Below are 19,553 nucleotides of genomic sequence, written 5' to 3' on the forward strand. Positions count from 1 at the left end.
GTCGGCGCAATCACTTCAGGATGGGTATTCATGAAAAAATCACTCTTCAGAAGCCTGTATTTTCAGGTGCTTTTGGCTATTACCGTCGGTGTTCTTCTGGGGCATTTCTACCCTGAGATTGGCGCTCAAATGAAACCACTTGGTGATGGTTTTGTTAAATTAATCAAGATGATCATCGCGCCGGTGATCTTCTGTACTGTCGTCACCGGTATTGCGGGTATGGAAAGCATGAAAGCGGTCGGCCGCACCGGTGCGATTGCGCTGCTGTACTTTGAAATTGTCAGTACACTGGCGCTGATCATCGGGCTGGTGATCGTCAATATTGTACAGCCGGGAGCCGGGATGAACGTGGATCCTGCCGCGCTGGATGCCAAAGCGGTAGCGGTTTACGCCGAGCAGGCGCAAAGCCAGGGCATCATTCCGTTCCTTCTGGACGTGATCCCCTCCAGCGTGATTGGGGCATTCGCCAGCGGGAACATTCTTCAGGTGCTGCTATTTGCTGTGTTGTTTGGCTTTGCGTTGCACCGTCTGGGCCACAAAGGCCAGCTGATTTTCAATGTGATCGAAAGCTTCTCTCAGGTCATTTTCGGCATCATCAATATGATCATGCGCCTCGCACCGATTGGCGCATTTGGGGCCATGGCGTTTACCATCGGCAAATACGGCGTCGGTTCGCTGGTGCAACTGGGACAACTGATCCTGTGCTTCTACCTGACCTGTATTTTGTTCGTGGTGGTGGTGCTCGGGCTTATCGCGCGCTTCACCGGTTTCAGCATCTTCAAGTTTGTGAATTACATTAAAGAAGAGCTGCTGATCGTGCTGGGCACGTCATCTTCTGAATCAGCGCTGCCGCGCATGCTGGATAAAATGGAGCGTCTGGGTTGTAAGAAATCGGTGGTCGGGCTGGTCATTCCGACCGGCTATTCCTTCAATCTGGACGGCACCTCGATTTATCTGACGATGGCAGCAGTCTTCATCGCGCAGGCGACCAATACCCATATGGATATCTGGCATCAGATCACCCTGATTGTGGTGCTGCTGTTGTCTTCAAAAGGGGCGGCAGGCGTAACGGGCAGCGGATTCATCGTGCTGGCGGCAACGTTGTCTGCTGTGGGCCATTTACCGGTTGCAGGACTGGCACTGATTCTGGGCATTGACCGTTTCATGTCCGAAGCGCGTGCGCTGACCAATCTGGTGGGTAACGGCGTCGCCACCATCGTGGTCGCAAAATGGTGTGATCAGCTGGACGAAGGGCAGTTAAAAGCGACCTTAAACGGCCAGAAGGGTCTGACAGAAGCCGAAAAGTCCGCCTGAAATTTCTGAAAAATGGTGGCTGAATGGATGAAAATATTGAGAAAGGTTTCTAAAAACGCATTTATTTAGCCCCAAACCCACCTAATATCCACCGGTTACTTGATGCAACCGGTGGATTATCTTCATAATATGTCCCTCAAATGCCTCATCTGGCGTTCGTTCCCATAATATTTTTGCGGGCTGCGTGACATTGCGAAAAATGCGCGGTCTAACGAAGGGCTGTATTTTCCGTCCTTAAACTTACGCATTCAATTCCTGTGGGCCAGTCGACCGACACCGGCAGGACAGCATATTGAAAATTGGATTGTCATTACGTAGGGGTTCACATGCAGGGCACCAAAATCCGTTTACTCATTGGTGGATTGCTGCTGGCAGCAGCCGCAAGTCATGTGCAAGCTGAAGCATTACAACCAGATCCGGCCTGGCAGCAGGGGAAACTGGACAATGGATTTACCTGGCAGTTGCTGACCACGCCGCAACGCCCGAGCGATCGCATTGAATTACGCCTGGTGGTTCGCACCGGCTCGCTGGCGGAATCAGCCCAGCAAACGGGCTATGCCCATTTCCTTCCCCGCCTTGCGCTGATGCACAGCGAAGGCTTCAGCACGGCTCAGCTCCAGTCTCTGTGGCAGCAAAGTATCAATCCGCAGCGGCCATTGCCGCCAGCGGTCAGTTCTTATGATTTCACGATGTACAACCTGAGCCTGCCCAATAACCGTCCTGAGCTTCTGAAAGATGCTCTGAACTGGCTGGCAAATACGGCGGGCAAAGTGTCTGTCACCCCGGCGCTGGTGAGTGCAGCCCGTCAGGAATCTCAGGATCCGGTAGGTTCTCTGCCTCAAAATACGCAGGATGCCTGGTGGCGTGCGCGGATGGCCGGTTCGACGCTGGTTGGTCACAATCCAAACCATTTACCCACCAAACCTGTCAATATCGAGGCATTAATCAAATTTTATCATCAGTGGTATACGCCTGATGCGATGACGTTATTTGTCGTCGGTAATGTCGACAGTCGTGGCCTGAGTGAACAAATCAATCGCACGTTCTCGTCACTCAAAGGCAGCCGCCAGACGCCGCAGACGTTGCCCACGCTGTCTGAAGTGACGACAAAATCCATGACCGTCATGGATGAAAATCTGACTCAGGATCGTGTCTCATTAATGTGGGATAACGCCTGGCAGCCCATTCAGGATTCACAGGCACTTGCCGCATACTGGCGCAGTGATCTAGCCCGCGAAGCGTTGTTCTGGCATTTGCAGCAACAACTGAAAAGTGCGTTTGAAACCAAAAAAGACACCCCGGCACCTGGCCCGGGGCTGGGTTTCGACTGTAATGTGCAATATCAGCGCGCGCAGTGTGCAATCCGCATTGAAGCACCGCAGGCTAAGCTGACGGAGCTGTTTAAACGTCTGTCAGAAGAACTCCTGGCTGTTCGCGATAAAGGCATTTCTCAGGCTGAATTTGACGCACTGATTGCGCAGAAAAACGATCAGCTGAGCAAACTGTTCGCGACTTACGCCCGCACCGATACCGATGTGCTGATGAGCCAGCGTTTGCGTTCCCAGCAAAACGGTGTGGTAGATATCGCCCCAGAACAGTATCAGCAATTGCGTCAGCAGTTCCTTTCCACGCTGACCCTGCCGGTGCTGAATCAGGAACTGAAGCAACAGCTTTCCCGCGCTCCTGCGTTATTAGTGGCGCAGCCAAAAGGGGAACCTGAGGTGAATGCCGCAGAGCTGCGGGCGGTTTATGACAAGATAATGGCACCGGTGGAAACCGCGCCTGCGGTTGATGCCCCAGCGGCATCGGCGACGACTGCGCAATAAGTAGATCGTTGAGTAAGAATTCGGTCGGCTCCCTCCCCTGCGAAGGGGAGGGTTGGGGTGGGGTATTAAGGTCTAAATCAAAAAGTTTAAGTGTGCTTTAGCAAAGAGTTAGTCATTAAAACCCCCTCCCAGCCTCCCCCTTCGCAGGGGGTGGAGTAAAGAAAAACTCCCCTTATGCCCGCCCCGGCATAAACTCCATCGGAATGATCGCACCGCGATGCTGGATAACCGTACTCGCTGTTTCATGTCCACGCACTGCGGCTTCCACCGCGCTGCCACCGGTGAGCCTCACCGCCAGATAACCGGCGCTGAAGGAATCTCCTGCTGCCGTCGTATCAATGACTTTCTCTTTCGGCAATTTCACCGCAGGGACATCATGCAACTCGCCTTCAGCGCTGGAGACGATGCAACTGTCGGCTCCGCGTTTGACGACCACTTCGCTGACGCCCAGCGCATGGGTGCGCGCAATCACGTCGTCGTACGGCTTCTGGCCCCACAACATATCTTCGTCATCGAGGGTCAGGAAGGCGATGTCGGTGCAGGAAAGCATGGCGTTATACGCGGCCTGCGTCTGTTCTTTGCTGGCCCACAGACGCGGACGGTAATTGTTATCGAAAATCACTTTGCCACCGCGTGAACGGCAGGCTTTCAGCAAGGTCATCAGACGGTCACGGCTTGCGTCGCTGAGGATCGCCAGACTGATACCGCTCAGATACAGATAATCAAATTCTGCCAGTTTCCGGCAAATCTCTTCGGATTGCGGACTGTCGAGCCAGTAGCGCGCGGCAGCATCATTGCGCCAGTAATAGAAGGTGCGCTCGCCGGTGCTGTCCGTTTCAATCACATACAAACCGGGTAACTTGTTTTCAAGGCGCTGGGTCAGATCCGTGTGAACCCCTTCCTGCTGCCAGGCCTGCAACATTTCATTGCTGAAACTGTCATTGCCGAGCGCGGTGACGTAATGCACGTTCAGCGCATCAGGGGAAACCTGGCGGGAGATATAAACAGACGTGTTCAGCGTGTCGCCACCAAAACCGCGGTGGAGCGCATCGCCTTTCTGAGATAATTCGATCATGCATTCGCCGATAACGGCAATGTTTTTGCTGGTCATGGTACCTGGCCTATGTCTGAAGCATTAAAACGAAAGGAAAGAAAAGACCGTCATTATTGCGCTCTAGTCTCTTCATAAGAATGCGGTCAGTCAAATAAATTAAAACAAGGTTTTATTTTTGTAGGCAGCAGGCAAAAAAACGAAGAAAAAACGAGGGGAAAAGTGGAAGCGTCAGCACTTCCACCTGAGGCAGTTACTTATTTTCCTGACGCAGTTCGGTCACCGGACGGCCACCCACTCCCCAGTTATCGGTGTCGACCTCGTCAATGACGACCACGGTCGTCGCCGGATTTTTGCCCAGCGTGTCCACCAGTAATTGTGTCACCCCGGCGATCAGCGCTTTCTTCTGTTCAGCTGTCGCGCCTTCGCGGGTGATTTTGATATTAACGTAAGGCATTTTTTTCTCCGGCTTGTGAATGAGGCGTCAATAAAATATTCAGTGCTTCCACTGTAGAGCCTGTGTAAAAGAACTTCCAGCCCGGCTTTTTGGCTGATTTAGGCGCACAGATTGTAAGGTTATATCGAGTGATTAAAGTTTCCCCGCGCAGCGCCGATAGATAACTCTACTAAAGAAAGCCAGGAAACCGGGCTACTTTGCCTCCATGAAACACAGTGTTCTGCGAACACACGCTGTTGACATGAATCACATTGTAGTCACGCGACACATGTTGCCGCATGTCCCCCTGATAATCTGATTCTTATTCATGACGGCAGAAAAATATGATAACTAAGATGATGTTAGGGCTGATTACGCCTTCTTTTACCGCCATAGAGCGCGTAAAAGCACAGTCTTACTGGCGTCAGTGTCAGAGAGTGTACCGTTTTCAGCCTATTTATCGCACCACAGGAAAGCTGTTGGGAATTGAATTGCTGACAGGGATTTTTCACCCTGCGAGCCCGCACAAATTCATTTCGCCGGAAGAATATTTTGTCGCGATCGCTGTGGGCAAACGTTTGCAAATCGTGCAGGAGCAGCTCGACCTGTTGCAGCGCTGGCAGCATCTGTTCATTGAAAACGAATTACTGGCGTCGATTAACGTAGATGGTCAGGTACTGGAAATGCTGCAATCTGATTCGGCGCTGCGCGCGCAAATCAGCGCGATGCCGTATGTCCGTTTTGAACTGGTTGAAAGCGCCGAAAATGCGCTGAGTATCCCGCTGTCGCAAATCGAGCAATCTGACCGGTTGTGGCTCGATGACTTTGGTCAGGGTATCGCTAACTTCTCTTCCTTCACCACCTGGCATTACGAATACATCAAAATCGCCCGCGATCTGTTTATTTTGCTTGGCCAGAGTGAAGAGGGGTCGCGGCTGTTTTACACGCTGGTGACGCTGATGAACCGCTATAGCAAAGGCGTGATTATTGAAGGCGTTGAAACGGCCTCTGAATGGGCGATGGTCTGCAATTCTGATGCGCTGGCGGCACAAGGCTATTATCTGGCGCGCCCCACCATTTTCGACAATCTGGATAATCTGCCCATACATTTCAAAGGATAATGGATCACGCCTGACCTGCTGAGGCAAACTCTCAAAGTTGCTGGTGACTCGTTGTGGTGTGATGCATTTTCATTTCACTGATTTAAAAAGCATTACCTTCCGACTTCCTGCCTGATATGCCCCCTTCATGAATGCCCCTTTCTGCAAGCTGTTGAGAATTCTACTATGGTTAAAACTTGGGATTGGTTAACTGTCTGAAAGGAACAGATTTATGACGCGCACAGGTAAAGTGATTTCCTGGGTTGTGGGTGTGATTATCATTGCGTTGATTGCTGTCGTGATTTTCATTGCGACATTCGACTGGAACCGCCTCAAACCGACCATCAATCAAAAAGTCAGCACCGAACTGAACCGCGCATTCGCGATCCGCGGTGATTTAGGCGTGGACTGGTCGCGTCAGAAAGACGAAGCGGGGTGGCGCGCGTGGGTGCCGTGGCCGCATCTTCATGCTGAAGATATCGTGCTCGGTAACCCTTCCGATGTGCAAACCGGCGAAAAAGACGCGCAGATGGTGAAACTCGCCCGCGTTGACGCCAGCATTGCGCCACTCGCCTTACTGCATAAAGAAGTGCTGATCCCGCGCATCTGGCTGAAACAGCCTGATGCTTCATTGCTGCGTCTGGATAATGGCAAAAATAACTGGACGTTCAATCTCGCCAACAGCGATACGCAGGATCCGGCGCAGCCGCCGTCTGCCTGGTCATTCACGCTCAATGATATCGTGTTTGATCGCGGGCAAATTGACTATAAAGACGCGAAACTGAAAGCTGATTTCCGCGCCGTGATTGATCCGCTGGGCAAACCGCTGCCGTTCACGGAAGTGGTCGGTGATAAGAAAGATGCACCGAAAACCAAAACCCCGCCTTATGTGTTTGGCTGGAAAGGTGACGGTAAATACAACGGTGAATCGCTTTCCGGCAGCGGCAAAATCGGTGGCATGCTGGCGCTGAAAGACCCGGATGTGCTGTTCCCGTTACAGGCAGATGTCCGTTCCGGGAATACGCGGGTGGCCGTCGCGGGGACATTGCAGGATCCGATGAATCTCGGGGGGCTGGATTTACGTCTGAAATTCTCCGGCCAGACGCTGTCTGACTTGTATGGCCTGACCGGCGTGCTGCTGCCGCAAACGCCACCGTATTCCACCGACGGGCATTTATCGGCGACGTTGCATGATAAAGACGGCGCAATTTACCGTTATCAGAACTTTAACGGTGAAATCGGCGACAGCGATATTCACGGCTCACTGACTTATCAGGCCGTTAAACCGCGACCTAAACTGACCGGTGAGGTAGTTTCAAAACAGCTGCGCTTTGCTGATCTGGCTCCGCTGATTGGTGCCGATTCTAACCAGGACAAAGCCAAACGTGGTGAAACTACCCGGCAGCCTGCCGACAAAGTATTGCCGGTGGAGAAATTCGATACCAAAAGCTGGCGGGTAATGGACGCTGATGTGAAATTCAGCGCCAAACGTATCGAGCATGGTAAATCCCTGCCGCTGAGCGATTTGAGTACTCACCTGAAACTGACCGACGGCGAGATCCTGCTCGACCCGCTGCGTTTCGGTCTGGCTGGCGGTAATCTGAATTCCACCATCCGCCTCGAAGGTGACAAATCGCCGATGCAGGCGCGCGCCGATATCCATGCCCGCAAACTGAAGCTCAAGCAATTGCTGCCAAACGTACAGTCAATGGAGCGCAGTCTGGGCGACCTGAACGGTGACGCCACGCTGACCGGCACCGGGAATTCGGTCGCAGCGCTGCTCGGTACCAGCAACGGTGATATGAAAATCCTTATTAACGATGGCGTGATCAGCCGTGGCCTGATGGAACTGGCGGGGCTGAATGTCGGTAATTACGTGGTGAGTAAACTGTTCGGCGATGATGAAGTGGCGATCAACTGCGCGGCCGCCAACGTCAATGTGAAGAACGGACTGGTCACGCCACGGCTGTTTGTGTTCGATACTGAGAATGCGGTGATTAACATTACCGGCAACACCAATATGGCAACCGAACGGCTGGATCTGTCGATCAACCCTGAAAGCAAGGGCGTGCGTATCCTGACCTTACGTTCACCGCTGTATGTTCGTGGCACCTATAAAAATCCGGATGCCGGCGTGAAACCAGGGCCGCTGATTGCCCGCGGTGCCGCAGCCGTCGCGCTTGGCGCTGTCGTTGCCCCGGCTGCCGCGCTGCTGGCGTTGATCTCTCCAAGTGATAATGAAGAAAACCAGTGCGGCCCGATCTTGCAGCAGATGAAACAGAAGTAATCGTGTTGGATTAACGCCTCCCCCTGCGAAGGGGAAGGCCGGAAGGGGGCTTTAAGGCTGAGGCACCGGATCCAGTACCGCACATTTGTGGTCCTGGATTTCTTCGGTGGAGGCGTTATTGAGTTTGAGTAGGTCACGCTCGCTGGCGAGCAGCAGGAAATCGCCGCCCGGCAGGCTGACCATCGCCATGCCGAAATGTCCCATCTTTTTATCGGCTTCAGGCACACCTTCGGCCAGAAGCCGGAAAGCGCCTTTCTCATTCAGCTCAGCCTGCGTCACTTTACGCGCCAGATAGGTGTGTCCGAGCAGCTTATCCGGCAGTTCCTGCCAGTTATATCCCATCTGCCCGCCATCTTTGCTCAGCGTGGTTTTTACCTGTGGCAAAAGACAGGAGATGTGGATGTGCAGCTGATTCTGCGACCGTCCGTATTGCGAGTTAATCGCCAGCGAGACATTGCTGTCATCAATCGGTTTACCGTATTTATCCGCCATAAAATGCCGCGCATTCCATGCCTGGCTGAAAAAGTTTGGCGTTGACGGTTCCAGCAACGCAGGGCTTTCCATACCGGTGATCCGCGCGGTCGGCATCAGCAAATATTGCAGCGGGCCGTTCAGATCTTTCAGCACCACAAAACCCTGTTGTTCATCGACCTGCGCGCAGGGCTCAGGTTTGCCCGTGCTTTGCTGATTCGGCACGCATTTTTTGCTGATGATGTTCCACAGAGCGTTGGGATTGGAGGTGTGTGGCCAGAAATACCAAAAGGCCGCAGTAATAAGGATAAGCAGGATCAGAACAGGCAGGATAAATCGACGCAAGCGCATAAGAGACCTTCGCAGAAGGCACCGTGCCGGGCGCAAACCGGGCACGGTATCCGGGTCAGTTACAATGACTGATGGGCGGTTTCTTTGGACAGCAGCAGCGCGATCAGCGTCAGCGTTGCCATTGAAGCCAGATAAACGCCCACATAGAACAACCCGTAATGGGTTGCCAGCCAGGTGGCGATGTACGGCGCGACAGATGCGCCCAGTATCGAAGACACATTATAGGAGAAGGACGCGCCGGTATAGCGAACTTCTGTCGGGAACAGCTCCGGCAGCAGCGCACCCATCGGACCGAAAGTCAGCCCCATCACCATGAAACCACACAGCAGGAATACCATCACCAGCGCCTGTGAACCGGCACCCAGAATGGTCGGGAAGCACAGGGCGAAGACGATCATCAGCAGCGTAATACAAATCATGGTTTTGCGACGGCCAAACTTATCCGCCAGCTGACCGGCAACCGGCACCATCACGCCGAAACCGACCACGCCGATCATCAGCATCAGCAGGAATTCATTGCGCGGAATGCCCAGCCCGACCGGCTTTGCGGCAGTGCCGTAACCCAGTGAATACACGGTCATGATGTAGAACAGCGTGTAAGTCGCAACCATGATAAAGGTGCCGAGAATCGTCGCCTTTTTATATTTAGTGAACAGCGTGCCGATTGGCACTTTCACCTGTTTACCGGCTTTGGCAATTTTGGCAAATACCGGTGTTTCGTGCAGGGAAACGCGCACATACAGACCGACGATCACCAGTACCGCAGAAAGCAGGAACGGCACACGCCAGCCCCAGGAAATAAACTGTTCGTCGGTCAGCAGCCACGACAGCAGCAGGAACATGCCGTTCGCGAAGAAGAAGCCAATCGGTGCGCCAAGCTGCGGGAAAGAACCGTACAGGGCGCGTTTCTTCGCCGGTGCGTTCTCGGTGGCGAGCAGCGCCGCGCCGCCCCATTCACCGCCAAGGCCCAGACCCTGACCAAAACGTGCCAGCGCCAGCAGCATCGGTGCGAAAACGCCAATGGTTGCGTAGGTCGGCAGCAGGCCGATCACCACGGTAGACACGCCCATCGTCAGCAAAGAGGCCACCAGCGTGACTTTACGTCCGACGCGGTCGCCGAAGTGGCCGAACAGCGCGGAGCCGATCGGCCTGGCGACAAAGGCGATGGCAAAGGTCGCGAGAGACTGTAGCGTGGCCGCCGTCGGGTCACCCTGCGGGAAGAAAATGTGCGGGAAAACAATCACCGCAGCAGTGGCATAGATATAAAAGTCGAAGAATTCAATGGCCGTACCGATAAGCGATGCCACGATGACTTTGCTGCGGGAGTTCTGACTCACCAATTGCGCGTCAGCTTCTAATTCTGGAGTGATAGTGGCTTGCATAAGTGTTTCTTATTTGTAATGAGTGGGAGGGATCTAATGTAAATAAATGTATATCGAAAAGGCATCTTATGCAGAGCGCGGCGGTATTTCAACGCAGCGGAAGCCGCGAAAAAAGGCGTTTAAAGCCGGATCGGGGGATTATTTTATCAGGGCAGGATTTCGCCAGTCATAAGTTTGGCGAATGGGTAAAAGGCAGAGCAACTGACTGCAAAACCGCAAAATAAAAGTACGGCTCTCAGTCAGTTATTCTGGTTTTCACGGCGGCGCCATGCCTGACTTAGCATTATTCACTGCTTTTTAACTTCATCTTCAGCATTAACTGTGGATATATGCATTTCGTCTGGCACGATGAGGTTGTCCGGCGTGTATTCACTGTCGTTTTCCGTGGCATTTTTCGCGTGTTTGGCGGCTTTTTGCTTCGGATCCGGCATCGGCGGGTCATCTTTGTATTTCGCCGTCGCTATCCACGCGGCGACAAACAACGTCAGGCGGGCGAAGAAATAGAAGAAAGCCATCAGGCCGATCACTGAACCAAAGGCTGCGCCGGAAGGTGAGGTCGCCAGCTTCGGCAGTGTCATGGTCATCACGAATTTAATCACCTCAAAACCCATCGCCGCCAGCAACGTCCCGCGCAGCAGCGCTTTTTTGCGTGGTTTGTGGCGCGGCAACATCCAGAAAATCCACAGGAACAGCAAATAGTTAGCGGCAATGGAAATCACCAGCGTGATACTGGTCATCACCGGGCGGAGCCAGTCAATGCCACCCAGACCCAGCGCATCGACAATGGTTTTTTGCGCGGCACCGGCAATCGACGTCAGCGACAGCGTGATAATCAGCGCCAGCACCAGCCCGGTCAGGGAAATAAAATCGCGAATATAGCGGCGGTAAATTTTCTCCTGATCCTGCGGATTACGCTCCCAGACATCGCGCGACTGGGCACGGATCGCCTCGCGCAAATTCCCCATCCAGCTCACGCCGGAGTAAAGCGCAATCAGCAAACCGGATAACCCCACGGCAGTACGCTGCTGGATGGCAGTATTTACCGTGCTTTTCAGCGTATTCGCCAGATTCGGGTCACTGATGCTGTTGACGATTCGGTTGATCAGTTCTGCCAGCAAATCAGGATTTGAGGCCAGCACAAAACCGACCGCAGCGAAGGACACCATCAGAATCGGGATCAGCGACAGAAAGGAGAAATAGGTGATGGCCGCGCCAAACTGGCTGCCAAGGCGATCGTTAAAGCGTTCCGTGGCACGCAGCAAATGTGCCACCCAGCCCCAGGACTGCACGTATTCCACGAGTCGTGAAAATCTGCCGATGTTTTTATCCACCGTCTGATTGCCGGTTTTGATGTTGATCAGCGGGGTCGGTTTTTCCTGTGTGGCCGGTTCTTGTTTTGAAATGATGGGCATTGATCCATGTTGTCCTTAAAAATTCATCCGGCCTTAAGTATAGACGCCTGAGCGGTGAGGGCTAAGCCAGAGGCGTCTGAAAGCTCAGGCAATGAACGTTTGGGTGATATCGGTCAGCCAGTCCATAAACACTTTAACGCGGCGTGACAGATTCAGACGATGGGGATAAACCAGCGTCACCGGCATTGGCGGTGCACGGAACTGCGGCAAAATACTGACCAGCTGACCACCCGCCAGCGCGTCACGTACACCAATCAGCGGAACCTGAATGATGCCCAGGCCGTTGATACAGGCGCTGACGTAGGTTTCGGTGCTGTTAACCGTCACCGCGCCGCCGCTTTTGACCGTTTTCACCTGTTTGCCGTCGAGATATTCAAAGGCCGACGTATGGCTGCCGAGGATTTGTTCATAATGCACCATGGCGTGTTGTGCCAGCTGGTCAGGGTGATCCGGCGTGCCGTAGCGGCGCAGATAACCGGGGCTGGCGCAGTTAATCATGCTGAGATGCCCCAGCGGACGCGCAATCAGCCCGGAATCTTTAAGGGTGCCGGAGCGGATCACACAGTCAAACCCTTCCCGCACCACATCCACGCGGTGATCGGTGCAGCTCAGTTCAATTTCCAGCGCCGGATAACGGTTAAGAAACTCCGCCAGACGCGGTAACACCAGATGCGTCGCCATACCGGTGGTCATATCAACCCGCAAACGTCCGCTGACACTGGCCGGATTCGACTGAAACATCGATTCCAGTTCATCCATGCTGGCCAGCAACTCTTTGCAGCGCTGATAAAACACCTGTCCGTCCTGTGTCAGTTGTACGCGGCGCGTTGAGCGGTGCAGCAAACGTGCCGACATCCGCGTTTCCAGTTGCTGCACCAGCCGCGACACACTGCCTTTGGGCAATCCCAGGCTTTCAGCCGCGCGGGTAAAATTACTCAGTTCAGCGACGCGCACAAACACCTGCATTGATTGAATTTTATCCACAATTTGCCTGATTGTTGTTGAGAATGAGACAGTGAAAATCATTATGGCTCATTTATCACTCTGCGGTAATCCAATAGGCTGTGTTTCATCCGATGCAGAAGGTACAAAAAGCCAATGAGGTCAGATATGAACCGTAAAATCGCAATAGTGACCGGCGGAAGCCGTGGTTTAGGTAAGAATGCCATTGAAAAGCTGGCAAAAAAGGGCGTTGACGTGATTCTGACTTACCACAATCAGGCCGCTGCGGCACAGGAAGTGGTGATTTCTGTCGAAGCACAGGGTGGAAAGGCCGTTGCGTTGCAGCTCAATACCGGTGAGTCCGGCAGTTTTGATGGCTTTGTTGTGCAGGTAAAAGCGCAACTGCAACAGATCTGGCAGCGCGATACTTTTGATTTTCTGATCAACAATGCCGGGGTAGGTTTACATCAATCTTTTGCCGATACTACCGAAGAACAGTTTGATCTGATGATGAATGTCCATCTGAAAGGGCCGTTCTTCCTGACGCAAAAACTGTTACCGCTGATGGCCGACGGTGGCCGCATCCTGAATATCTCCAGCGGGCTGGCGCGTTTTGCTCTGCCGGGCTCATCGGCTTACGCCATGATGAAAGGGGCCATCGAAGTGCTGACCCGCTATCAGGCGAAAGAACTCGGCGCACGCGGGATTACCGCCAATGTGCTGGCTCCTGGCGCAATTGAAACGGATTTCAGTGGGGGTATGGTGCGCGATAATCCGGATGTGAACAGACTGGTTGCCAGCAATACTGCGCTGGGCCGCGCCGGTTTGCCGGATGATATCGGTGATATGGTGGCGCTGATGCTCAGTGATGAAGCGGGCTGGATGACCGCCCAGCGCGTTGAGGCCTCAGGCGGTATGTTTATCTAAACGTTAATCGTGCTGGAAACGCTTCGCTTTCATATGCTGCTGTTTTTCCAGCTCAAAAATCGCCCGTTGCAGGTCGCGTTCCTGCGCGGGTGATAAATTCGGAAACTTAAAACTCAGCCGCTGCGACGTCACGGTTTCGCCTTTATTGCTCACCGATTTACGCACCATCGCGCCGAGATACTGCAGATCTAATGTAAAGGTTCCCAGCTCCGCTAGCTGAATCAGCGAATCTTTCAGCATTGACCCGCTGGTGATTTCCGGCGGTGTAGACCCTTCAATCTCCAGCCCCAGCCCGCCAAGTGAGATATCACGCACGCGATAAGCAAACTCAGAGGAATCAGGCAATATTCCGCTGCAACGGAAATCCGACATCCGCGGTACACTCACGCGGAAATACTCACGGCGCTGAATGAAATACAACACGGGCGGAAGATCGCAGGTAAATGTCGGCAAACCTTCATAGCTGACCTGGCGGACTCTGCTGCAGGAAAACTCAACCTTGGCACCGGCCGGTTCCGCAACAAACGTCAGTGTGCCGGCTTCAGCGGCCAGAGTGTTCTCGTAATCTGAACTGCCCAGATCGAACAGGAACTGATGGTTGTCAGCATCAACGTCCAGAATTTTACTGATAAATTGTCCGCGGGAATGGCTGACCATGACCAGGGTCTGGTTCTTCTTTAAGTCTCGCAGAACGGACAAAATTGCCAGCGTGTTCCGCTTCGCAAACGACTCTTTCGATACTTCGCTCACCTGCCACACCTCATAAGAAATAAATGCAAAATTATGGCGCAGCCGTTGACGTATAAGGCGCCCAATACGGATTATCGGCCACTCAGAGCAAAACTTTATCGCGCAATAACGTCTATTTTGACCCGCAAAAAGGGACAATCCGGGCGCGCAGGGCGCTGTTTGCGCGTCTCTGATTTATATATAGGCTATCTTTTCGCGTTCTGATGCCTATTTTCTCCTCAATTTTTTCATTTAAAACCTCACCGGAGAAAATTATTTCCCTTCACGGCGAATAAAAATCGCTGCTCAGGTGTTTACCTTTATATCGAACACTGACGGGCACGGTTTTTATGCAAACTTCATCTTCTGTTCTTCGCAGCCGTTACGACGGCCTGACTATTTTGCTGCACTGGCTGACGGCGCTGGCCGTCATCTTCCTGTTTGCCAGCGCGCATATCTGGGAAGTGCTGGAGCGCGGCACGCCGCTGCGCAAAGGGCTGCAATCGGTGCATATCTCGGTGGGGATCCTGCTGGCGGCGATTATTATCGGGCGTCTTTTATGGCGTTTGTTTACCGTCAGCACCGGTCGCAGTAAACAGCAACCGGTCGCCATGCCGACGCTGATGAAAGCCGCCGCGCACCTGACCCATCTGGCGCTCTATTTATTGCTGGTCGCGCAAATCATTCTGGGCTTTTTATTCCGCTGGTCGCAGGCCGAACCGTTCTACTTCTTCGGTTTGTTCCCCATTCCTGACGTGTTCAATTTCGACAGTGTGATGACCAGAACTTTCGGTTCGTTGCACAACAACGTTGCCTGGGCGCTGATCATTATTGCGGGTATACATGCGCTGGCGGCACTGTTCCACTATTACGTTCTCCGCGACGGCATTTTGCGCCGCATGTTACCGGGCAGCACAAGCCGCCCGTAAGTCATCAGTTAATTCCCTACAGGACATCATTATGAAGACAAAAACGGTAATACAGGCGCTGTCGGTTGTGTGTCTGGCGGGCAATCTGCTGTTTTTCAGCGCCGCCGCTAACGCGATGGGTGATGATTCCGACGCTAAAAAAACGCCGGACTGCCCGAAGGGGCAAATCTACGACAGCAAAACTAAGAGCTGCATGGTGGATAAAGGCAGCATGATTTCCGATCAGGATAAAACGCAGTACGCTTATCATCTGGCGAAAACCGGTCGTTATCAGGAAGCGCTGACGGTGCTGGATACGCTGAAAGATCAGAACACCAAAGAAGCCTGGAACTATCGCGGCTATGCCACCCGTAAACTCGGGCGCACCGACGAAGGTATCAGCTATTATCAGAAGTCGATTGCGATTGACGCGAAGTATGCCAAAGTCCGGGAATATCTCGGCGAGGCTTATATGATTAAAGGGCGTCCTGATCTCGCCAAAGCCCAGTTAGCGACCATCAAAGGCTTGTGCGGCACCGGCTGCGAAGAATACCGCGACCTGAGCGCCGCCATCGACGGTCATCCGGAATCCTGATCACGGAGAATCGATAAATCTCACCGGCAGACTTACGTTCTGAACTGAGCCAGTGCCTGTCACGTCTGTGGCGCTACGCGATGGTGCTGTCGCGCAAGCATGATGTGGCGGACGATCTGGTGCAATCCACCTGCGTGCGGGCGCTGGAACGCTGCGCGCAGATTAAGGACAGCACCGGTGTGGATCGCTGGCTCTTTTCTATCCTGCACTCCATATGGGTTAACGAACTCAGGGCGCAGTACGTCCGTCAGGGGCAGGGTTTTGCTGATGTTGATGAAACGCAGGCGCCCGCCGATACGCTGTCTTTCGAGGAACGTCACTGGCATACGCAGGTTATGCAGCGGGTGAACCGGCTGCCGGAAGCCCAGCGCAACGCAGTGTTTCTGGTGTATGTCGAAGGTTTCACCTATCAGGAGGCGGCGAAGACGCTTTCCGTCCCCATCGGTACCATCATGAGCCGTCTGGCGACCGCCCGGCTGACGCTGGCAAAAGACACCGGTACCGCCACCCAACCGCAGCAGGGAGAGAAAAAATGACCCGTGAAATCCCGGCTGCGCCTTACGCCGATGAAGTTCTGGTGGCATACCTCGATAACCAGCTAAGCGAATCTCAGCGTGCAAAATTTGATGCACAACTGGCGCAGGACGACGTGCTGGCGCAGCGGCTGGCGCAGATGTCACGCAGCAATTTACCGTTCCACGACGCCTTTGGCGCGATGTTGCAGGAAGCGCCGGTCGGGAAATTACAGGCTGCGCTCGATGCTGTCCCTGACGCACGGATTGCCGGTTCGTCCGGATTCAGCCGTCGCGCACTGCTCGCCGCGTCGTTAAGCTTTCTGGCCGTCGGGCTGCTGGGTGGACGTTATTCCACGCTTTTTGCTTCTGACGATAACTGGCGCGCGCGCGTGGCGGATTACATGTCGCTGTATACCGCGCAGACGCTGGCGGATGTGGATGATTCTGCCGGACAACAAAAAATCCAGCTCGCGCGGGTGCAAAACACCTTAGGCATTGCACTGAGCCCGGCGGCGCTGGCGGTGCAGGGCGCGGATCTGAAAGATGCCCGTATGTTGCATTATGACGAATATGACATCGCGCAAATTACCTATCTTGACGCGCGGTACGGCCCGATGGCGCTGTGTATTACGCGCAGCGAGCACAGCGACAATACGGCATTGCAGCGAGAAATCCGCCGTGGAATGAACGTGGTTTACTGGCGCAATGCCGGTTACAACTTCATGCTGATTGGCCACAGTCCGGCACCGGCTCTGGCCGCGCATGCCGCGGCTTTACAGGCGAATCTGGCCTGAATGATTTCGTCACGTCACTAACTTATGTAATTATTTAAAGTATTAAACTATTTTTAATGCACGTAACGATAATGTTAAATTGTTTACGAAATCTCGATAATATGAGTATTCGGTAACATTTGTGTGGTTGATTTGTCGTTCTTCGCCGCGGTTTTCGTTGCTCCCCATTATTGTCCTTTCATACTCTGTGGAAATAATCGCTTATTTCCCACCGCACCGCCGGGTTGTTGATTTCGTTTATCCAGAGGAAATCTGGATAGCTTTCACCTGCAAAACTAAAACTAAACATTCAGAGAAACAGACGTCATGAGAAAGATACTCGCCATGATCCTCTGCCTTAACGTGGTTGCTTTCAGCCAGTCAGCGTTGGCAGAAGATGAAAAGCCCGTTGATGTGTTACTGATCGGCGGCGGCATTATGAGCGCGACGCTGGGGACATACCTTCAGGAATTAGAGCCAGACTGGTCAATCGACATGGTTGAGCGTCTGGACGGCGTAGCGCTGGAAAGCTCCAACGGCTGGAACAACGCCGGTACCGGCCACTCTGCGCTGGCAGAAATGAACTACACACCGGAAAAAGCCGACGGCAGTATCGATATCTCCAAAGCGGTCGAAATCAACGAATCCTTCCAGATTTCCCGTCAGTTCTGGACCTATCAGGTTGAGAACGGCGTGCTGCACAACCCGCGTTCCTTCATCAACAGCACGCCGCACATGAGTTTTGTGTGGGGTGATGACAACATCAATTTCCTGCGTAAACGTTTTGCGGCATTGCAGCAAAGCACGCTGTTCCGTGGCATGGAATATTCAGAAGACCCGGCGCAAATCAAACAGTGGATCCCGCTGGTGATGGAAGGGCGTGATCCGGCGCAGAAAATCGCTGCGACCCGCATTCCGATTGGTACCGACGTAAACTTCGGCGAAATCACCCGTCAGCTGGTGGCCTCGTTGCAGAAGAAGCCTAACTTCTCCCTGAGCCTCGGTCATGAAGTGCGCGACATTAAACGTAACCCGGATAACACCTGGGACGTGACCGTTGCCGACCTGAAAAACGACGGCAAAGAAAGCGTTATCAAAGCGAAATTCGTGTTTATCGGTGCAGGCGGCGCGTCCCTGACGCTGCTGCAAAAATCCGGTATTCCTGAAGCGGATAACTACGGTGGCTTCCCGGTGGGTGGCGAGTTCCTGGTGACTGAGAACCCGGACGTGGTGAAACGTCATCTGGCGAAAGTGTACGGGAAAGCGTCTGTCGGCTCACCGCCGATGTCCGTTCCGCACCTCGATACCCGTATTCTGGATGGCAAACAGGTTCTGCTGTTCGGGCCGTTCGCCACCTTCTCCAGCAAGTTCCTGAAAAACGGTTCCCTGTGGGATCTGTTCGGCAGCGTGAATTTCTCCAACATCATGCCGATGACCCACGTGGGCATCGACAACTTTGATCTGGTGAAATATCTGGTCAGCCAGGTGATGCTCTCCGATGACGACCGTTTCGATGCATTACGTGAATACTTCCCGGATGCGAAGAAAGAAGACTGGCGTCTGTGGGAAGCCGGTCAGCGTGTGCAGATCATCAAAAAAGATGAGAAAGAAGGCGGCGTTCTGCGTCTCGGCACCGAAGTGGTCAGCTCGAAAGACGGCAGCATTACCGCGCTGCTGGGCGCTTCTCCGGGCGCATCCACTGCGGCTCCGATCATGCTGCACCTGATGGAAAAAGTGTTTAAAGACAAAGTCGCCACACCGGAGTGGCAGGCCAAACTGAAGGAAATCATCCCTTCATACGGCACTGAACTGAACGGCAACGTGGCGGCAACCGAGAAAGAACTGGGCGACACCAGCCGCGTTCTGATGCTCGACAACCCGCAACCGAAAGCGGCGGAACCGGCTCCGGCGGCGGACAATTCTTCAGCCCCTAAAAAGGGTGAAGAACAGAAGCAAGTGGCAGACGTCGCGTTGTAATCTGATTCCGTAAAAAGTGATCGTAAAGGCGTGGGCAACTGCGCCTTTTTTCTTCATCTCCCTTCATATATCTCTTTGTGAACACGTAAATTCCATTAAACTATTCCCACAATTTCACCATGTGAATACAGTCTCCTCACACCCCGAAAAGCAGGATGCTTTTCACATGCCAACCAGGGACCGGAATGGATACACTTTCCCGCTACTCGCTTGATATCTGGAACAGCCCTTACAGTCTGGACGTGCTGAACTTTCGCGGCGAGGAACAGCTCAGCGAGACTTTTTCCTACACCGTTGACGTCACCAGCCCCGAACCGGATATCGGTGCCGCGCAGATGCTGCGCCAGTTCGCCAGCTTTACGATGGGCACGCCTTTCCAGCCAGAACGCGTCGTGTACGGCGTTATACGTGACTTTCAGCGCCTGTCGACCTCCGCCGACGAAACCCTTACCGGATCCGGACTGGGAACGTTACACCTCGCTTGATGCGGCAACGGACAGCCTTTTAACGAAATAACAGGGACAATCACCAATGGATGACGATTTCGAAAAGGCGCT

At 53.4% G+C, this 19,553-nt stretch carries 17 protein-coding genes and 1 pseudogene; 11 read left to right on the plus strand and 7 right to left on the minus strand.

Going from position 1 to position 19,553, the window contains the following annotated elements; genetic code table 11:
- Positions 1–30 precede the first annotated feature (30 nt).
- The gene (locus HGO41_RS11990) at positions 31–1,314 is read left to right on the plus strand and encodes a dicarboxylate/amino acid:cation symporter (protein ID WP_013573460.1); all 1,284 of its coding nucleotides are present in this window, start codon (positions 31–33) and stop codon (positions 1,312–1,314) included.
- A gap of 326 nt (positions 1,315–1,640) precedes the next feature.
- Entirely contained in the window at positions 1,641–3,140 is a 1,500-nt protein-coding gene (locus HGO41_RS11995) for a M16 family metallopeptidase (protein WP_250981051.1), read from the plus strand.
- Positions 3,141–3,312: 172 nt separating this feature from the next.
- Here the strand turns inward: HGO41_RS11995 and kdgK are convergent, their stop codons facing one another.
- Together kdgK and HGO41_RS12005 are read right to left on the minus strand one after the other, a co-directional pair.
- The gene (gene kdgK, locus HGO41_RS12000) at positions 3,313–4,251 is read right to left on the minus strand and encodes a 2-dehydro-3-deoxygluconokinase (protein ID WP_013573462.1); all 939 of its coding nucleotides are present in this window, start codon (positions 4,249–4,251) and stop codon (positions 3,313–3,315) included.
- A gap of 193 nt (positions 4,252–4,444) precedes the next feature.
- Positions 4,445–4,648 (minus strand): 2-hydroxymuconate tautomerase family protein, encoded by a 204-nt coding sequence (locus HGO41_RS12005; RefSeq protein ID WP_013573463.1) that lies wholly within the window; start codon positions 4,646–4,648, stop codon positions 4,445–4,447.
- Positions 4,649–4,971: 323 nt separating this feature from the next.
- On the opposite strand from HGO41_RS12005, the gene pdeH reads away from it, so the two are divergent.
- Positions 4,972–5,748 carry a cyclic-guanylate-specific phosphodiesterase gene (gene pdeH, locus HGO41_RS12010; protein ID WP_013573464.1) on the plus strand — a complete coding sequence of 259 codons (777 nt, stop codon included), beginning with the start codon at positions 4,972–4,974 and terminating at the stop codon, positions 5,746–5,748.
- Positions 5,749–5,959: 211 nt separating this feature from the next.
- On the plus strand, positions 5,960–8,014 hold the full coding sequence (locus HGO41_RS12015) for an AsmA family protein (protein WP_250981052.1): 2,055 nt from the start codon (positions 5,960–5,962) through the stop codon (positions 8,012–8,014).
- A 51-nt stretch (positions 8,015–8,065) separates the two neighbouring features.
- Here the strand turns inward: HGO41_RS12015 and HGO41_RS12020 are convergent, their stop codons facing one another.
- From HGO41_RS12020 to HGO41_RS12035, 4 genes are all read right to left on the minus strand, one after another.
- A complete protein-coding gene (locus tag HGO41_RS12020; protein ID WP_013573466.1) occupies positions 8,066–8,836 on the minus strand; it encodes a CDP-diacylglycerol diphosphatase in 771 nt (256 codons plus the stop codon).
- A gap of 59 nt (positions 8,837–8,895) precedes the next feature.
- Entirely contained in the window at positions 8,896–10,218 is a 1,323-nt protein-coding gene (locus HGO41_RS12025) for an MFS transporter (RefSeq protein WP_013573467.1), read from the minus strand.
- Between the two features lie 287 nt (positions 10,219–10,505).
- Entirely contained in the window at positions 10,506–11,630 is a 1,125-nt protein-coding gene (gene yhjD / locus HGO41_RS12030; RefSeq protein WP_013573468.1) for an inner membrane protein YhjD, read from the minus strand.
- An 84-nt stretch (positions 11,631–11,714) separates the two neighbouring features.
- The gene (locus HGO41_RS12035) at positions 11,715–12,614 is read right to left on the minus strand and encodes a LysR family transcriptional regulator (RefSeq protein WP_217244457.1); all 900 of its coding nucleotides are present in this window, start codon (positions 12,612–12,614) and stop codon (positions 11,715–11,717) included.
- Between the two features lie 126 nt (positions 12,615–12,740).
- Between HGO41_RS12035 and HGO41_RS12040 the strand changes: the two genes are divergently transcribed.
- Positions 12,741–13,499 (plus strand): SDR family NAD(P)-dependent oxidoreductase, encoded by a 759-nt coding sequence (locus tag HGO41_RS12040; protein ID WP_250981053.1) that lies wholly within the window; start codon positions 12,741–12,743, stop codon positions 13,497–13,499.
- Positions 13,500–13,502: 3 nt separating this feature from the next.
- Here the strand turns inward: HGO41_RS12040 and HGO41_RS12045 are convergent, their stop codons facing one another.
- Positions 13,503–14,249 carry a flagellar brake protein gene (locus HGO41_RS12045; protein WP_250981054.1) on the minus strand — a complete coding sequence of 249 codons (747 nt, stop codon included), beginning with the start codon at positions 14,247–14,249 and terminating at the stop codon, positions 13,503–13,505.
- Between the two features lie 329 nt (positions 14,250–14,578).
- On the opposite strand from HGO41_RS12045, the gene HGO41_RS12050 reads away from it, so the two are divergent.
- The 6 genes and pseudogenes from HGO41_RS12050 to HGO41_RS12075 form a co-directional block, all read left to right on the plus strand.
- Positions 14,579–15,157: a cytochrome b gene (locus HGO41_RS12050; protein WP_250981055.1), complete on the plus strand. Its 579-nt coding sequence runs from the start codon at positions 14,579–14,581 to the stop codon at positions 15,155–15,157.
- Between the two features lie 31 nt (positions 15,158–15,188).
- Entirely contained in the window at positions 15,189–15,731 is a 543-nt protein-coding gene (locus HGO41_RS12055; RefSeq protein WP_013573473.1) for a tetratricopeptide repeat protein, read from the plus strand.
- 80 nt (positions 15,732–15,811) lie between these two features.
- A complete protein-coding gene (locus HGO41_RS12060; protein ID WP_250981056.1) occupies positions 15,812–16,267 on the plus strand; it encodes a sigma-70 family RNA polymerase sigma factor in 456 nt (151 codons plus the stop codon).
- On the plus strand, positions 16,264–17,040 hold the full coding sequence (locus HGO41_RS12065; RefSeq protein ID WP_119261079.1) for an anti-sigma factor family protein: 777 nt from the start codon (positions 16,264–16,266) through the stop codon (positions 17,038–17,040). The genes HGO41_RS12060 and HGO41_RS12065 overlap by 4 nt, the downstream gene beginning before the upstream one ends.
- A gap of 306 nt (positions 17,041–17,346) precedes the next feature.
- Positions 17,347–18,996: a malate:quinone oxidoreductase gene (locus HGO41_RS12070; RefSeq protein ID WP_013573476.1), complete on the plus strand. Its 1,650-nt coding sequence runs from the start codon at positions 17,347–17,349 to the stop codon at positions 18,994–18,996.
- A gap of 185 nt (positions 18,997–19,181) precedes the next feature.
- Positions 19,182–19,445: pseudogene (locus tag HGO41_RS12075) on the plus strand (contractile injection system protein, VgrG/Pvc8 family); the annotation flags it as partial.
- Between the last annotated feature and the right edge of the window lie 108 nt (positions 19,446–19,553).

Origin of the sequence: Rahnella sp. CG8 (genome assembly GCF_023701875.1) — a bacterium.
In the GTDB taxonomy this organism is placed as follows: domain Bacteria; phylum Pseudomonadota; class Gammaproteobacteria; order Enterobacterales; family Enterobacteriaceae; genus Rahnella; species Rahnella aceris.

What these genes read in the sequence shown, in the direction of transcription:
- HGO41_RS12050 (WP_250981055.1), top strand. Translation starts at nt 14,579, where the DNA reads ATGCAAACTTCATCTTCTGTTCTTCGCAGCCGTTACGACGGCCTGACT.
- HGO41_RS12025 (WP_013573467.1), bottom strand. Translation starts at nt 10,218, where the DNA reads ATGCAAGCCACTATCACTCCAGAATTAGAAGCTGACGCGCAATTGGTG.
- pdeH (WP_013573464.1), top strand. Translation starts at nt 4,972, where the DNA reads ATGATAACTAAGATGATGTTAGGGCTGATTACGCCTTCTTTTACCGCC.
- kdgK (WP_013573462.1), bottom strand. Translation starts at nt 4,251, where the DNA reads ATGACCAGCAAAAACATTGCCGTTATCGGCGAATGCATGATCGAATTA.
- HGO41_RS12015 (WP_250981052.1), top strand. Translation starts at nt 5,960, where the DNA reads ATGACGCGCACAGGTAAAGTGATTTCCTGGGTTGTGGGTGTGATTATC.
- HGO41_RS12060 (WP_250981056.1), top strand. Translation starts at nt 15,812, where the DNA reads ATGGTGCTGTCGCGCAAGCATGATGTGGCGGACGATCTGGTGCAATCC.
- yhjD (WP_013573468.1), bottom strand. Translation starts at nt 11,630, where the DNA reads ATGCCCATCATTTCAAAACAAGAACCGGCCACACAGGAAAAACCGACC.
- HGO41_RS12055 (WP_013573473.1), top strand. Translation starts at nt 15,189, where the DNA reads ATGAAGACAAAAACGGTAATACAGGCGCTGTCGGTTGTGTGTCTGGCG.
- HGO41_RS12065 (WP_119261079.1), top strand. Translation starts at nt 16,264, where the DNA reads ATGACCCGTGAAATCCCGGCTGCGCCTTACGCCGATGAAGTTCTGGTG.
- HGO41_RS12020 (WP_013573466.1), bottom strand. Translation starts at nt 8,836, where the DNA reads ATGCGCTTGCGTCGATTTATCCTGCCTGTTCTGATCCTGCTTATCCTT.
- HGO41_RS12070 (WP_013573476.1), top strand. Translation starts at nt 17,347, where the DNA reads ATGAGAAAGATACTCGCCATGATCCTCTGCCTTAACGTGGTTGCTTTC.
- HGO41_RS11990 (WP_013573460.1), top strand. Translation starts at nt 31, where the DNA reads ATGAAAAAATCACTCTTCAGAAGCCTGTATTTTCAGGTGCTTTTGGCT.
- HGO41_RS11995 (WP_250981051.1), top strand. Translation starts at nt 1,641, where the DNA reads ATGCAGGGCACCAAAATCCGTTTACTCATTGGTGGATTGCTGCTGGCA.
- HGO41_RS12040 (WP_250981053.1), top strand. Translation starts at nt 12,741, where the DNA reads ATGAACCGTAAAATCGCAATAGTGACCGGCGGAAGCCGTGGTTTAGGT.
- HGO41_RS12005 (WP_013573463.1), bottom strand. Translation starts at nt 4,648, where the DNA reads ATGCCTTACGTTAATATCAAAATCACCCGCGAAGGCGCGACAGCTGAA.